This is a genomic window from Hymenobacter pini (assembly GCF_020421205.1).
Classification (GTDB): Bacteria; Bacteroidota; Bacteroidia; order Cytophagales; family Hymenobacteraceae; genus Hymenobacter; species Hymenobacter pini.
Window position 1 is genome coordinate 946,329 of sequence record NZ_JAIZZH010000003.1, and the last position, 14,751, is coordinate 961,079.

The window sequence follows — 14,751 nt, forward strand, 5'->3', positions numbered from 1 at the left end:
ACGTTCAGTTCCTATTGCTCTCAAATTACGCACAAAACCGTATGGCAGATATTGCGGCGCTCTACACCCGGTACCAGCAGGCTTCGGCCGTCAGCACCGATTCGCGCCAGCCCCAGGAGGGCACCCTGTTCTTTGCGCTGAATGGTCCCAGCTTCCGGGGCCGCGACTTTGCCCCGCAGGCCCTGGCCGCCGGGGCCCGCTTTGCCGTGGTGGACGATGAGGCCCTGGCCACCCAGGACCCCGCCCGTTACACCTACACCCCCGACCCGCTGGCCACGCTGCAGGAGCTGGCTCAGTACCACCGCCGGCAACTCATCATACCCGTGCTGGCCATTACCGGCTCCAACGGCAAAACTACCACTAAGGAGCTGGTGCACGCCGTGCTCAGCCGCCGCTACCGGGTGCAGTACACCAAGGGCAACCTCAACAACCACATCGGCGTGCCGCTGACGCTGCTCAGCATCCGGCCCGGCGAGCATGAGCTGGCTATTGTAGAAATGGGCGCCAATCATCAAGGCGAAATTGACCTGCTCTGCCGCATTGCCGAGCCTACCCACGGCCTCATCACCAACATCGGCAAGGCACATCTGGAGGGTTTCGGGGGTGTGGAAGGAATTATAAAGGGCAAAGGTGAACTGTTCCGCTACCTACTGGAAGTGGGCGGCACGGCCTTCGTAAACACGCTCGACGTGCACCTGCCCGGCATGGCCGCCGACCTGCCCCATCGCATCACCTACCCCGGCCCCACCGATACCAACCCCGCCGAAATCCTGAGCACCGACCCGCTGGTTACGCTGCGTTTGTTTGACGGCACGGTGGTGGAGGCCCAGATTACGGGCGGCTACAACTTCCCCAACCTAGCTGCCGCCGCCGCCGTGGGGGCCTATTTTGAAGTACCCGCCGCCGATATTGCTCAGGCCCTGGCCGGCTACGCGCCCACCAACAACCGCTCCCAGCTGGTGCGCACCGCCCACAACGAGGTGCTGCTGGACGCTTACAATGCTAACCCCAGCAGTATGGCCGCCGCCCTCCACAGCTTTGCCAAACGCCCGCTGGGCACCGCGCAGCGCAAGGTGGTTATCTTGGGGGATATGTTTGAGCTAGGGGAAGACAGCCAGCGGGAACACGCCGAGCTGGGCCGTTTGCTGGCCGAACTATTCCTCGATGTAGTGGTACTGGTAGGCCAGGAAATGGCCCACGCCACGTACAGCGGGGCGCACTACTTCCGCACCAAGCCCGAAGCCGCCACTTGGCTACAGTCCCAGGCACTGCGCCAGCAACTCATCCTTATAAAAGGTTCCCGCGGCATGGGCCTGGAAACGCTGCTGGAGTTGGTGTAAATAAGCTGCGAGGGTAAAAGCAAAAGTCAACGCGCGGATGCCCCCTGTGGGGGCGCTATCCGCGCGTTGACTTTTGTTCTCAGATCTTTTGCCTTCCGATTAGAATGGGCTATCTAAGTCGGCCAGGGTGGGCAGCACCTGATCTTTGGCCGAAATGGTCGGGTTTTCGACGCCCCACTGGATATTCAGGGCCGGGTCGTTCCAGAGCAGGCCTCCTTCCGACTGGGGTGCGTAGTAGTTGGTGCACTTGTAAAGGAAGAGCGTGTTGTCTTCCAGCGCCGTGAAGCCGTGGGCAAAGCCTACCGGCACGTACAGCATATTGTACCGCTCGGCGTCGAGTACCACCGATACGTGCTGGCCGTAGGTGGGCGAGTCACGGCGGATGTCCACAATTACATCGAGGGCGCGGCCCTGAGCCACGCGCACCAGCTTGGCCTGGGCGTAAGGCGGCTTCTGAAAGTGCAGCCCCCGCACCACGCCCCGGTCGGAGCGTGACTGGTTGTCCTGCACCCAGTCACCCACAATACCGGCCGCTTCCATTTTCTGGGCGCTGAACGACTCGAAAAACGCCCCGCGGGCATCACCAAATACGCGCGGCTGGATTTCGACCACATCCGCAATATCGAAGTACTTAAATTCCATAGAAGCAACAGCTGGAGACAAGGCGGCAACCGCGCCGCAAGTTAGGTAGATTTAGCGGCGGCGCGTTACCTGCTGCACCACATCAAGGTACTTCTGCAGCACAATCTGCTCATCGAAGCGGGTTTCGGCCAAGCGGCGGCCAGCGCGGCCCATGTCGGCCAGGGCGGGGTCAGGCAGGCGCAGCACCTGCAGCATTTTGGCGGCCAGGTCTTCGGCGTTGCGCACCTGGCAGAGGAGGCCGTTCTGGCCGTCCACCACGGTTTCGCGGCAGCCGGGCACATCAGTAGTTACGATGGGCTTGCCCATGGCGGCGGCTTCCAGCAGGGTTTTGGGGGTACCTTCCCGGTACGAGGGCAGCACCACGCAGTCGGCCCGGCGAATGTGGGCGGCCACATCGTCGGTGGTGCCCAGATACTCGATGTTGCCGGCCTGCAGCCACTCTTCAAACACGGCCCGCTTCACGCCTACGCCCCCGCTTTCATCCACCCCGCCCAGCAGCTGTACCCGGGTGCCGGGCACGGCCTCGCGCACCAGGCGGGCTGCTTCAAAGTATTCTTCTACGCCTTTCTCGTAGAGCACCCGGGCAATCATCAGGAACACGAACGGCTCCTGGCGCTGGTAAGCGGGGTCGGGGCGGAAGCGGTGGGTATCGACGCCGGAACCGGGCAGCAGGTCGGTAATGCGCTTGTCTACCAGCCCGTGCTGCAGAAACAACTGCCGGTCGTCGTCGTTCTGGAAAAACACCCGCTTGGGAAAGCGGAAAGCGAAGCGGTACAGGCCCAGGGCTACCTTGCTCACCAGGTTTTTCACGATAAATACCGTGCCCAGCCCCGATACGTTGTTGACGCTGGGAATGCCGGCCAGCCGGGCCGCAATGGTGCCGTAGATGTTGGGCTTGATGGTGTACTGCAGCACTACATCGGGCTGCTCCCGGCGGTAAATCTGGTAGAAGCGGCGGGTGAGGGCAGCGTCCTTCACGGGGTTGGTGCCCTTGTTTTCCATCAGGATGGGCACGTAGCGGCAGCCCAGCTCGGTTTCCAGCCGCTCGGAGTAGGCGTCGGGCGGGGCAATGGCCAGCACCTCGTGGCCGGCAGCCTGTAGGGCTTTCACCAGGCTCCGACGAAAATTCCAGATGTTCCAGCTGGTATTGATAACGATGGCAACGCGCATTCCGGGGGTGCTACAGGTAAAGGGCAGGAGTAAAATCGGGCAAAGATACGCCGTGCCCGGCCGCCCTATACGCACCCGCCCGGTTTTCGGCCGACGGTCGGCGGCCGTGCCGTATTTTTAGGCCACCTTCATCTTCCACCCGTTTCTGCCTTGGCTACTCCCGTTCTGCTGTTGCGCCTGCACGCCGTTGTGGTGCTGGTTGTGTTCCTGTTCTTGGGCTACAAACTGCTGCTGTTGCTCACGGGCCGGCGGGAGCAGCTGCGCCACCTGCGCGCCCGCACCCGCTGGGCCGACAGCCTGCTGCTGGGGTTGCTACTGATTTCGGGTGGGGCAGTGTGGGCTGTTGATTCGGGCCGGGGAGTTGGGTTTCCGATTGCGCTGCTGGGCACGCTGCTGCTGTTGGTAGCCTATGTGTGGACGCTGCGCCGTGAGAAATGGCACTTAGCCCTCGGCGACCTGCTGGGGGCGGCCGTGCTCTACGGCGCTACGCTTTACCGCACGTTCCCGGCGCTGCTGCCCGGCCTAGCTGCTCCGGCTGCAACCAGCGCCCCTGCTCCCGGCCTTGCCGAAGCTACTGCCACTCCTGACGCCGTAGCCCCGGTCGATTCAACTACTATGGCTGCTAATTCCAGCACTTCGGTTGACTCCGCCCAGGCACCTGCCGCCGATACCACTGCTGCCCCAGTTCCGGTACAGCCAAGCTTGTAGTACCAACTAGGGCAATATCCCGCGCCCATTTGCGACGCACTTCTCTGTTTCTACACCTGGGGTGGGTAGAAACAGAGAAGTGTTTTTGTTTTCATGCTTTGCCCAAAAACCCCTGTTAGTAAACGTATCTGGCTGTTTTGTTGAATATCCTGCGGCTTCTATACGCTATTCTGTATCTTCACCGTTGCCTGATTGTTTAGTCCTATTCCCTTTTTCAGTATGAAATTACCTTTCCTCCTGGCGCCGCTGGCGCTGAGCCTGCTGGCCCCGGCGGCCCGGGCCCAAACTGCCCCGGCCCTGCCCGCGGGCGTTACCAAAACCACGGCCGTGGAAGGCATCACCGAGTACCGCCTCGCCAACGGCCTGCGGGTACTGCTGTTTCCGGATGCCTCCAAGCCCACTGCCACCGTCAACATCACCTACTTGGTGGGTTCCCGGCACGAGGGCTACGGGGAAAGCGGCATGGCTCACCTGCTGGAGCACATGGTATTCAAGGGCTCCACCAAGCACCCCAACGTGCCCCAGGAGCTGACTGAGCACGGCGCCTCGCCCAACGGCACCACCTGGTACGACCGCACCAACTATTTCGAAACCTTCTCGGCCACCGAGGAAAACCTGAAGTGGGCGCTGGATTTGGAAGCTGACCGCATGGTGAACTCCTTTATTGCCAAGAAGGACCTCGACACCGAGTTCAGCGTAGTACGCAACGAGTTTGAGAGCGGGGAAAACTCGCCGACCCGCGTGCTCATGGACCGGGTGCTGAGCACGGCCTACCTCTGGCACAACTACGGCAAGAGCACCATCGGCTCCAAGGAGGACATTGAGCGGGTGCCCATCGACAACCTCAAGGCCTTCTACCAGAAATACTACCAGCCCGACAACGCCGTGCTGCTGGTAGCCGGCAAAATTGACCCCGCCAAAACGCTGAGCCTCATCAAGCAGTATTTCGGCGGCATTCCGAAGCCCACGCGCCAACTGCAGCCTACCTACACTGTGGAGCCTACCCAGGATGGGGAGCGGAGCGTGACGCTGCGCCGCCCCGGCGACACCCAGGGCTTGGCCGCCGCTTACCACGTACCCGCCGCCGCCCACCCCGACTACCCCGCCACCGACGTACTGGTGGAGGTGCTCACCAACGAGCCTTCGGGCCGGCTGTACAAAGCCCTGGTGGAGCCCAAGAAAGCCGCTGCCGCCTGGGGCTTCACGCCGGGCCTGCACGACGCGGGCTTTGCCTACTTCTACGCCGACGTGCGCCAGAACCGCTCCCTCGACTCGGCCCGCACCACCATGCTGACTACCCTGGATGAGGTAGCCACCAAAACGCCGCCTACGGCCGAGGAAGTAGACCGGGCCCGCACCAAGCTGCTGAAAAACGTGGAGCTGATGTTCCAGAACAGCGAAAACCTGGGCCTGAGCCTGAGCGAGTACATTGCCAGCGGCGACTGGCGGCTGGTGTACCTCTACCGCGACGCCCTGCGCCGCGTAACGCCCGCCGATGTACAGCGCGTGGCCACCGCCTACTTCAAGCCCAGCAACCGCACCGTGGGCCTGTTCCAGCCCGACAACACGCCCAGCCGCAGCCTCATTCCGGCCACGCCCGATGTGGCGGCCCTGGTGAAGGACTACAAGGGCGAAGCTGCCGTGGCCACCGGCGAGGCCTTTGATGTGGCCCCGGCCAACATTGACGCCCGCACCAAGCGCGGCCAGGAGAAAAACGGGCTGAAGTATGCCTACCTCAACAAGCAGAACCGCGCCAACGCCGTCAACGCTACCTTGCAGCTGCGCTACGGCACCCAGCAGGCTTTGCAGAACAAGGCGTTGCTGGCCAGCCTCACGGCCTCCATGCTGGAGCGCGGCACCAAAACCCGCAGCTACGCCCAGATTAAGGATGCCTTCGACAAAGCCAAGGCCCAGGTGTACTTCTACGGCGGCGGCCAGACCACTACCATGGGCATTCAGACCGATAAGGAACACCTGCCGGCCGTGCTGGATGTGGCCTTCGACTGCCTGCACAACCCCACCTTTCCGGCCCAGGAGTTTGAGAAGCTGAAACAGGAGCGCCTGGCCCAACTGGAAGCCCAGAAGCAGGAGCCCCAGGCCCTGGCCTTCAACCTGGCCGAGCGCCTGGCCAACCCCTACCCCGCCGGCCACATCTTCGAAACGCTGAGCTACGACGACGAAATTGCCCAGCTGAAAAAGCTGACGGTGGAAGACGTGCGCCAGTTCTACAAAACCTTCTACGGGGCCCAGAACGCCACCCTGGCCGTGGTGGGCACCTTCGAGGAGAAAGCCGTGCAGCAGCGCGTGGGCAAGCAGCTGGCTTCGTGGAAAGCCGCCTCGCCCTACACCCGCGTACCGCTGATGGCCTTCGAAACCAAGGCCCGCCAGGAAAGCATCCAGACCAACGATAAGGCCAACGCCCTGTACGTGACCATGCTCAAAATGCCCCTGCGCGACGACAGCCCCGATTACGCGGCCCTGTTCTTGGGCAACTACATCCTGGGCGACGGGTTCCTGAACTCCCGCCTGGCTACCCGCATCCGCCAGAAGGAGGGCGTGAGCTACGGCGTGGGCTCCCAGGTGTACGCCGATGACAACGACCCTATGGGCGGCTATTACTCCTACGCCATCTACAACCCCGACAACTCCGCCCGCCTGGAGCAGGCGTACCGCGAGGAGCTGGAGCGCTTTATCAAAGACGGCGTAACGGCCGAGGAGCTGAAAGCGGCCAAATCGGCGGCGCTGCAGAACTACCAGGTCCAGCGCGCCCAGGACCGGTATTTGGCCAGCACCTGGTCGCAGTACCTGGGCCGGCCCGAAGCCCGCACTTTCCAGTACAACGCCGAACTGGAAAAGCAGCTGGCAGCCCTCACGCCCGCGCAGGTCAATGCCGCCATCCAAAAATACTTCTCCTATGACCGCCTTGTGCAGGTAAAAGCCGGCGACTTTGCCCGTTCCGTAAAGGCGAAGTGATGCAGTGCCAGGTGATGAGGCAGCAGTTACCTATCGTCCCGTACCTCATCAGCACCCAACCCAGTACCTTTGCCGTACTATTCCTCGGAAGCCTGCCGCTTGGCGGGCTTTCGTTTTACTTCCCCGACCTTCCCACCGATTATGGCCAAAGAATCTAAACGCCGCCAGAACAGTGCCCGCCACCCCGGCCAAACCGACGGGCTGAAGCCCCGCGTGGCTCGCATTCTGGCCAAGGGCAATAAAGAAGCCACCTACGAAACCGTTCAGGAAGCCGAAACCGCCGTGCTGGTAGCCGTGCCGGAAAAACGCCAGGCCGACGCCCGCACTCAGGAATACCTGGATGAGCTGGCGTTTCTGGCGGAAACCGCCGGTGCCACCGTTACCAAGCGCTTTGTGCAGCGCCTCGATAAGCCCGACCTGCGCACGTTTGTGGGCGAGGGCAAGCTGGAGGAAATCAAGGCCTACGTGCAGCACAGCGGAGCCAGCATGGTCATTTTCGACGACGACCTCTCGCCCTCACAGCTGCGCAACCTGGAGGCCGAGCTGAAGGTGAAGATTGTGGACCGCTCCCTGCTCATCATCGACATCTTCGCGCAACGGGCCAAGTCGGCCACGGCCCAAACACAGGTGGAACTGGCCCAGTACCAGTACCTGCTGCCCCGCCTCACCGGCCTCTGGACTCACCTGGACAAGCAGCGCGGCGGGGGCGTAGCCCAGCGCGGCCCCGGTGAAACCGAAATTGAAACCGACCGCCGCGTGGTGCGCGACCGGATCAGCTTCCTGAAAGAGCGCCTGAAAGAGCTGGACAAGCAGAGCCACACCCAGCGCAAGTCTCGTACGGGCATGGTGCGCGTGGCCCTGGTGGGCTACACCAACGTGGGCAAAAGCACCATCATGAACCTGCTGAGCCGGGCCGACGTGTTTGCCGAAAACAAGCTGTTCGCCACCGTCGACTCCACCGTGCGCAAGGTGGTGCTCGACACCGTGCCCTTCCTGCTGGCCGATACCGTCGGGTTTATCCGCAAGCTGCCCACCCGCCTCATCGAGAGCTTCAAGAGCACCCTGGACGAGGTGCGCGAGGCCGACCTGCTAGTGCACGTGGTGGATATTTCGCACCCCTCATTTGAGGAGCACATTGCCGTGGTGAACGACACGCTGAAGGACATTCAGGCTGCCGATAAGCCCATGCTGCTCGTGTTCAACAAGATTGACGAGTACAACCCGGAAGCAGGCATCAACCATCACGGCGGCTTTGAGGGGATGAACGAGGATGAAGATGCTCCGGCTCCCCGCCCCTCCCTGGAGCAGCTCAAAGCCACGTATATGGCCAAGCTGCACGACCCGGTGATTTTCATCTCGGCCAAAAACCGGGAGAACATCGACGAGCTGCGGGCCCTGCTGGTACGCCACGTAGCGGCCCTCTCGCCTAACAGCTGGTACACCGCCACCTCCGAATCAGCGGACCAAGCAGAATAGCAAAATTTATCTTCCTGACCATGAAGAAGCTCGGCTCCCAGGCCGGGCTTTTTTCATTTTTGAATGCGTCCGGCCCTAACCTACTTTACAATAGTTCGTATCGATACTTGCTTTTTGTTGATAATATTTCAACAAATCGTATATTTAGCTTCCATTTTCCCATTACCCTTCTTCACAACCAACGTTTACGCATGAAAAAAACCTTTTACTCATTGTCGCTGGGTTTGGCGTGTTTGGCTTCTGTAACTGCTTCGGCGCAAACCGGTGCACGCACTGTGTTGCCGGCTAATGGTCAGTTGCCCGCTAAAGTTGCTAACCGGGGTTGTGCCTCTATGGAGGTGCTGGCGGCTCAGATGGCAGCCAACCCGACGCTGGCTCAGCGTATGGCTACTATCGAAGCCCAAACTGCTCGTTTCGTAGCCGACCCGCTGGCGAAGCGCACTGCGGCTACCGTTACCATCCCAGTAGTAGTGCACGTGCTGTACAATACCAGCGCCCAGAACGTGAGCGACGCCCAGGTACAGGCGCAGATTGACGTGCTAAACCAGGATTACGCCAAGCTGAACGCCGATATTAACAAGGTGCCGGCTGCTTTTTCGGGCCTCGCCGCCAACACCAACATCCAGTTCACGCTGGCCAAGCGTACGCCCACGGGTACCGCTACCAACGGTATCATTCACAAGCAAACCAAGACAACTTCTTGGAGTAGCAATGACGCCGTGAAAAACTCCAAGCGGGGTGGCGACGACGCCTGGGATGCTACCAAATACCTGAACATCTGGGTGTGTAACCTGGGCCAGGGCCTGCTGGGTTACGCCCAGTTCCCCGGCGGTGCTGCCAGCACCGATGGCGTAGTAATTCTGTATTCTTCGCTGCCCGGTGGCTCGGCCGTGCCTTACGACAAAGGCCGCACGGCTACGCACGAGGTAGGCCACTGGCTGAACCTGCGCCACATTTGGGGTGATGCCAGCTGCGGTAATGACCAAGTTGCTGACACCCCCACCCAGCAGACCAGCAACTACGGCTGCCCCTCGTTCCCGCACGTAACCTGCTCCAACGGGCCGAACGGTGACATGTTCATGAACTACATGGACTACACCGACGACGCCTGCATGTACATGTTCACGACTGGCCAGTCGAGCCGCATGAACGCCCTGTTTGCTACGGGCGGTGCCCGCGTGGGCCTCGTTACCTCCAACGGTGCTACTGCTCCGCTGGTAGCCGGCAATACTACTGAGTCGATGAAGCTGTACCCCAACCCGGCTTCTGACCAGATCAGCATCCGTACGGCTATGGATACGCCCGCCAGCAACTGGACGGCCAAGGTGTACGACCTGCGCGGTTTCGAGATGAAGCAGGCCCGCACTTCCGAAAGCGGCACCCTGGACGTATCGTCGCTGCCCGTTGGTTTCTACCAGGTAGTTCTCACAGACGGTGTAAACGTGCAGCATCAGCGCTTCCAGAAGCAGTAAGCTATTGTCGCTTCTCATGCTTCAACGCCCGGTCCGCAACTGCGGGGCCGGGCGTTGTTGTTTCAAAATGATGCCCTGAAATGTAAAATTCAGTTATACCAGAGCAGTATTATTAGAGAATATTCAATAATTCTTCAAATGATTTAAATATTTTCAATAATTTGGCCGCCACGTTCCCTTTTCTCACAACCACCACACCTACTCAGCCCTTTTTGTTCCACTTCACCCATCTACCACAACCACTCACACAAACCGTATGAAAACAACCCTTTACTCAGTGGCAGTAGCCTGCCTTGGTTTCAGCGCGCTTTCGGCGCAGGCCCAAAAGGTTCGGCAGTGCTCTACAATGGAAAACCTGGCGCAGCAGCTGGCCGCCGATCCGGCTATGGCCCAGCGTTTGGCTGGCATTGAGGCCCAGACCCAGAGCTTCATCAACAACCCGGTGTCTAAACGCACCTCGGCGGTGGTAACCATTCCGGTAGTAGTGCACGTGCTGTACAACACCACGGCCCAGAACATTTCGGACTCGCAAATTCAGTCGCAGATTGCCGTATTGAACGAGGATTTCAACAAGCTGAACGCTGACGCCAGCAAGACGCCTTCCGCCTTTGCCGGTCTGGCTGCCAACGTAGGCATTCAGTTCGTGCTGGCCAAGCAAACCCCCACCGGGGCCGCTACCACGGGTATTGAGCGTAAGTCGACGACCATCACCAGCTGGGGCACCGACGACAAGATGAAGAGCACCTCTACCGGTGGTTTCAACGCCTGGGACGCTACCAAGTACCTGAACCTGTGGGTGTGCAACCTGTCGGGCGGGGTGCTGGGCTACGCGCAGTTCCCCGGCGGCGCCGTGAGCACCGACGGGGTAGTAATCCTGAGCTCGGCCTTTGGGCGGGGCGGCTCGTCGTCGGCTCCCTTCAACCTAGGCCGCACGGCCACGCACGAAGTAGGCCACTGGCTGAACCTGCGCCACATCTGGGGTGATGCAAACTGTGGCAATGACCTGGTGTCGGATACGCCTACCCAGCAAACCAGCAACTACGGCTGCCCCTCGTTCCCGCACGTAACCTGCTCCAACGGCAGCAACGGCGACATGTTCATGAACTACATGGACTACGTGGATGACGCCTGTATGTACATGTTCTCCAACGGCCAGTCGAGCCGCATGAACGCCCTGTTCGCCTCGGGCGGGGCTCGTGCTTCGCTGCTCACCTCCAACGGTGGTACCGCTCCCGGCGGCACTACGCCTACCACGCCTACCTACTGCGCCAGCAAAGGCACCAGCGTATCGTATGAGTGGATCGACCTGGTGCAGTTGGGCTCCATCAACCGCACATCGGGTGCCAACGCTGGTTACTACGATGGCACCGCCCTTGGCACTACTGTAACGGCTGGTACTTCGCAAACCATCAGCTACTCGGCTGGCTACGCCTCCACGGCGTACACCGAGTACTGGAAGGTGTACATCGACTACAACCAAGACGGTGACTTCACCGACTCGGGTGAGCTGGTAGCCAGCCGTAGCGCGGCTTCTTCCAGCACGCTCACTAGCACCTTCACAGTGCCCAGCACGGCTAAGAGCGGTAAAACCCGCATGCGCGTTGTTATGAGCGACGCCTCGGCTACCACCAGCTGCAGCAGCTACAGCTACGGCGAAACCGAAGACTACAGCATCACCATTTCGGGTGGCACAGGCCGTCAGAGCGTAGCTACTGCCGAATCGGCTGGCTACCGCATCTACCCCAACCCCGCTACCGACGTGCTGAACATCGACGTACCCTCGTCTATCGATAACAAGGCCGTGCAGGTAACGGTGTACGACGTGCGCGGCGCTCAGATGAAGCACGTATCCTTCGACGGCAACCTGCTGAACGTGGGCAACCTGGCGAAAGGCGTATACACCCTGCGTATTGCCGATGGCCAGCAGGTAACGCACCAGCGCTTCATCAAGGAATAGCGTCTTCCCACGGCCTTTGGCTCACGAAAAAGCCCCGTCTCCAAGCTGGAGGCGGGGCTTTTTCGTGAGCTGATATTGTGCTCTATTTAACGAAGCGCTGTACCGCGGAGGTTGTAGCCGTTTGCACCTGCAGCAGGTAGCTCCGTCCGGAGGGCAGGCTGGCTACTGGCAGTTCTAGGCCCCGCTCCGACGCGGCTATTGCGTGCTGCTGCTGCCATACCACGCGGCCGGTAGCATCCAGAATACGGAGCGTAACAGGGCCACCTGAGCTCTCCTGCCACCGCACGTATAGGGTGGCGGTAGCCGGGTTTGGATAGAGCGTGAGTTGCGCGGCGGGCGGCAGGAGTGTTAGCGCTTCTACACTGCTGTACTGGCCGGTACCATCCACATCCAGCTGATGGAGACGGTAGTAGAGCTGACCCACGGGCGGCGTGGCATCGATGAAGGCGTACTGCTGCAGTGTAGTGCTGGTGCCCCGGGCGGCTACCCGGCCCACGGGCGCAAAGTGCCGGCCATCCACGCTCCGCTCTACCTCGAAGTAGGCGCTGTGCGTTTCGGAGGCAGTGCGCCATTGCAAGGCTACGCTACCTTTTTGCGCCCGCGCCGCAAACGACACTAGTTGCACCGGCAGCGGCTGCAGCACTACGGGCGCAGTAGTGGCGCAGGCAGTAGCCGGGTTGTACGTAATTTGAACGGCGTTGCCGCGGGCCAGCAACCCTACAGCGTAGGAGTTCACCAGCTTTTGGTCGCCGAGGCCGGCGGCCCAGCGGTGGCTGGTAGCTACGGTATTGCTACCCACCGGATTGATATAGGGGTTTGAGAAGTTTGGGCCCAGCAACGAATCGTTCCAGAAAATGTAGTCGGCTGCCCCGTCGTTGCCGGGGCGCACATCCTGCACCGAAATGCCGGTAGTAGGGGCCTGCTCACAGTCCCAGATAGGAAAGTTTACTGGTCCAACCCCACTCGAAAACGTAACGCTCAGCGTGGTCTGGTTCATGGCAGTGCCGGCATCGGTCTTACCGTCCCAGGCAAACACGTTGTCGCCGATGGTGGTGGGCTTTTCTAGTACCCGGTCCTTAGTGCGGTCATACACGTTGTTCTGGTCCCCATCAATGAACACCACCCCAAAACCGGCTTGGTCTACGCGCAGGTTGAAAGTGGTAGTACCCCCGCTGCACTGGGTGGTAACTGTGGGGTTGTTGGGGCGAGGCGTAGTAGGGTAAATAGCCGGGTCGGGGTTGTTCACGAACAGCTTGTACTCGGGGTACCCTACGTTGCTGCTCTGGCTTTTACGCTTTGCCCGGAAGTTGCCCGCTACGGTAGTGCCCTGGCTATTGGCCACCAGAATTACGCCAAATGGCTGAATACCCGCGTAGCTCACCCGCTTTACAAAGAAGCTTTGGTTGTTGAAGTTGGGGTTAGGAATGAGTGGGTAGAGCATAAAGGAGCTAGACAGCGCATTAGTACCGCCAGCGGCTGTAAACGACCATTGCTGCGAATACAGCCGCCCGGATTTTTCCCCATTGGCATCCCGCACCGTGAAATCCCACACGTCATACCACGCTTTGCGCTGATTCACACCCTGCGAAGCGCCACTGGCATTTACTTCCATAAACTCCACCCAGTAGTCACGGGCGGGGTCGGCGGGGGCTGAAGCAAACACGAAGGGGTTATATCCGTCGGCCGGGGTAGTGTTGCCGGCCTGGTAGCGCGGTCCGGCCGCCGCTTCCTCGGGTGTAGCAATGAAGCCGGGTTGGTTGGGGGCCAGGTTCACGCCCCCCTCGGCGGTAGCAGTTTGTGGTTCTAGGTAGCCCGTGAATGCTACCTGCTCCGTACCGGTGGCATTCAGGTATTTTACCTGCAGGCGCAGGCGGCCATTGTTAACGCCGTCGTTGGTACGCACGCGGCGCACCCCGAAGTACAGGGTTTCGCCCCCGTTCATGCGCACATACAGTCGCTGGTCGGCGGGTGCTCCTTCCTTCAGAAAGTACCGGGAATTGGAAGTGGCACTGGTGGGGGCGCCATCATCGTGCTGCAGATAGCCGACAAAGTTGTTGGTACCAGTGGCCGTGCCCCGGTTACCGGTACCGGGGGTGAGGTTTTTAGAGCCCTCGGCCTGTGCTTGCCAAGCCCTCAGGCTAAGGACGGCGCAGACCAGCGTATACCGAATTAAGCATTGTAACCAAGCAGGGAAAAATTGTCTCATAAATAGTGGGTAAGAAGTCAGGAATAAATGCTCCCAATCCCAATTCGATGATGACGAATTGCAGGATTTGCCACAAGTTTAGAGGTTTTTTTTGCATAAATCATTGAAAAACATAGCATAAAACTATACAAACAAAGAGTAAGCTATCCTATTTGAAGAATTATTTTCACTTAATATTCCCCCCCAAGATGGCTAATCTGGCTGCTGTGGTAGGGTACTTGTGTTAATTAATTACGCCGTAAAACTTTTTCCTGGAGCCTCAGTAAAGAGGCCTGCCTACCGTTCCGCTCTCAACTCCTATGAAGACCCTCTACCTAATGCGCCACGCCAAGTCCAGCTGGAACTTTGATGACCTGACTGACAAGCAACGCCCGCTCAATGACCGGGGCCGCGACGATGCGCCCCTAATGGGTCAGGCGCTGGCTAAGCGTAACATTCGGTTGGATTTGCTGGTGAGCTCCCCGGCTGTGCGGGCCATGAGCACGGCGGCGTTGGTGGCTAATGAGCTGGAATACCCCACCGATAAGATTAAAGTGATTGAGGCTATCTACGAGGCCAGCGTGCCCGACTTACTGGCCGTGGTACGCCAACTGCCCGATACGGCCGGCTCGGTGCTGTTGGTGGGCCACAACAACACCATCACGGAGTTTGCCAACCTGCTCTCGCCCAGTGAAATCCCCGAAATGCCCACGGCGGCTATCGTGTGCCTGAAGTTTGCTACCGAGCAGTGGGCACAGATTGACCGGGCCAACGCGGAATACTACTTCTTCGACAAACCGAAAAACCAATAAGCAGTTGCCGGTTGTG

General features: G+C 60.0%; 10 protein-coding genes. 7 read left to right on the forward strand and 3 right to left on the reverse strand.

Annotated elements, in window-relative coordinates; all coding sequences use genetic code 11:
• The first annotated feature begins 41 nt into the window (after positions 1-41).
• A complete protein-coding gene (locus LF252_RS15480; RefSeq protein WP_226270479.1) occupies positions 42-1,340 on the forward strand; it encodes a UDP-N-acetylmuramoyl-tripeptide--D-alanyl-D-alanine ligase in 1,299 nt (432 codons plus the stop codon).
• Between the two features lie 99 nt (positions 1,341-1,439).
• Here the strand turns inward: LF252_RS15480 and rfbC are convergent, their stop codons facing one another.
• A complete protein-coding gene (rfbC, locus tag LF252_RS15485) occupies positions 1,440-1,982 on the reverse strand; it encodes a dTDP-4-dehydrorhamnose 3,5-epimerase (protein WP_226270480.1) in 543 nt (180 codons plus the stop codon).
• A gap of 51 nt (positions 1,983-2,033) precedes the next feature.
• Positions 2,034-3,152: a glycosyltransferase family 4 protein gene (locus tag LF252_RS15490; RefSeq protein WP_226270481.1), complete on the reverse strand. Its 1,119-nt coding sequence runs from the start codon at positions 3,150-3,152 to the stop codon at positions 2,034-2,036.
• A gap of 150 nt (positions 3,153-3,302) precedes the next feature.
• Here LF252_RS15490 and LF252_RS15495 point away from each other — a divergent pair, with 150 nt between their 5' ends.
• From LF252_RS15495 to LF252_RS15520, 5 genes are all read left to right on the forward strand, one after another.
• A complete protein-coding gene (locus LF252_RS15495) occupies positions 3,303-3,860 on the forward strand; it encodes a hypothetical protein (RefSeq protein WP_226270482.1) in 558 nt (185 codons plus the stop codon).
• Positions 3,861-4,079: 219 nt separating this feature from the next.
• Entirely contained in the window at positions 4,080-6,833 is a 2,754-nt protein-coding gene (locus LF252_RS15500; protein WP_226270483.1) for a M16 family metallopeptidase, read from the forward strand.
• A 141-nt stretch (positions 6,834-6,974) separates the two neighbouring features.
• Complete coding sequence (gene hflX, locus LF252_RS15505) at positions 6,975-8,309, forward strand: GTPase HflX (protein ID WP_226270484.1); 1,335 nt, start codon at positions 6,975-6,977, stop codon at positions 8,307-8,309.
• Positions 8,310-8,500: 191 nt separating this feature from the next.
• Entirely contained in the window at positions 8,501-9,781 is a 1,281-nt protein-coding gene (locus LF252_RS23075; RefSeq protein WP_317197860.1) for a M43 family zinc metalloprotease, read from the forward strand.
• Positions 9,782-10,037: 256 nt separating this feature from the next.
• A complete protein-coding gene (locus LF252_RS15520) occupies positions 10,038-11,738 on the forward strand; it encodes a GEVED domain-containing protein (protein ID WP_226270485.1) in 1,701 nt (566 codons plus the stop codon).
• An 82-nt stretch (positions 11,739-11,820) separates the two neighbouring features.
• On the opposite strand, the gene LF252_RS15525 is transcribed toward LF252_RS15520, so the two are convergent.
• Positions 11,821-13,944, reverse strand: coding sequence for a T9SS type A sorting domain-containing protein (locus LF252_RS15525; RefSeq protein ID WP_226270486.1), 2,124 nt, complete (start codon positions 13,942-13,944; stop codon positions 11,821-11,823).
• Between the two features lie 299 nt (positions 13,945-14,243).
• Between LF252_RS15525 and LF252_RS15530 the strand changes: the two genes are divergently transcribed.
• Positions 14,244-14,735 carry a SixA phosphatase family protein gene (locus LF252_RS15530; RefSeq protein WP_226270487.1) on the forward strand — a complete coding sequence of 164 codons (492 nt, stop codon included), beginning with the start codon at positions 14,244-14,246 and terminating at the stop codon, positions 14,733-14,735.
• Positions 14,736-14,751: the final 16 nt, after the last annotated feature.

Coding starts and splice junctions, on each gene's coding strand:
- LF252_RS15525 (WP_226270486.1), bottom strand. CDS start 13,944: ATGAGACAATTTTTCCCTGCTTGGTTACAATGCTTAATTCGGTATACG.
- LF252_RS15520 (WP_226270485.1), top strand. CDS start 10,038: ATGAAAACAACCCTTTACTCAGTGGCAGTAGCCTGCCTTGGTTTCAGC.
- rfbC (WP_226270480.1), bottom strand. CDS start 1,982: ATGGAATTTAAGTACTTCGATATTGCGGATGTGGTCGAAATCCAGCCG.
- LF252_RS15500 (WP_226270483.1), top strand. CDS start 4,080: ATGAAATTACCTTTCCTCCTGGCGCCGCTGGCGCTGAGCCTGCTGGCC.
- LF252_RS15480 (WP_226270479.1), top strand. CDS start 42: ATGGCAGATATTGCGGCGCTCTACACCCGGTACCAGCAGGCTTCGGCC.
- LF252_RS15530 (WP_226270487.1), top strand. CDS start 14,244: ATGAAGACCCTCTACCTAATGCGCCACGCCAAGTCCAGCTGGAACTTT.
- LF252_RS23075 (WP_317197860.1), top strand. CDS start 8,501: ATGAAAAAAACCTTTTACTCATTGTCGCTGGGTTTGGCGTGTTTGGCT.
- LF252_RS15490 (WP_226270481.1), bottom strand. CDS start 3,152: ATGCGCGTTGCCATCGTTATCAATACCAGCTGGAACATCTGGAATTTT.
- hflX (WP_226270484.1), top strand. CDS start 6,975: ATGGCCAAAGAATCTAAACGCCGCCAGAACAGTGCCCGCCACCCCGGC.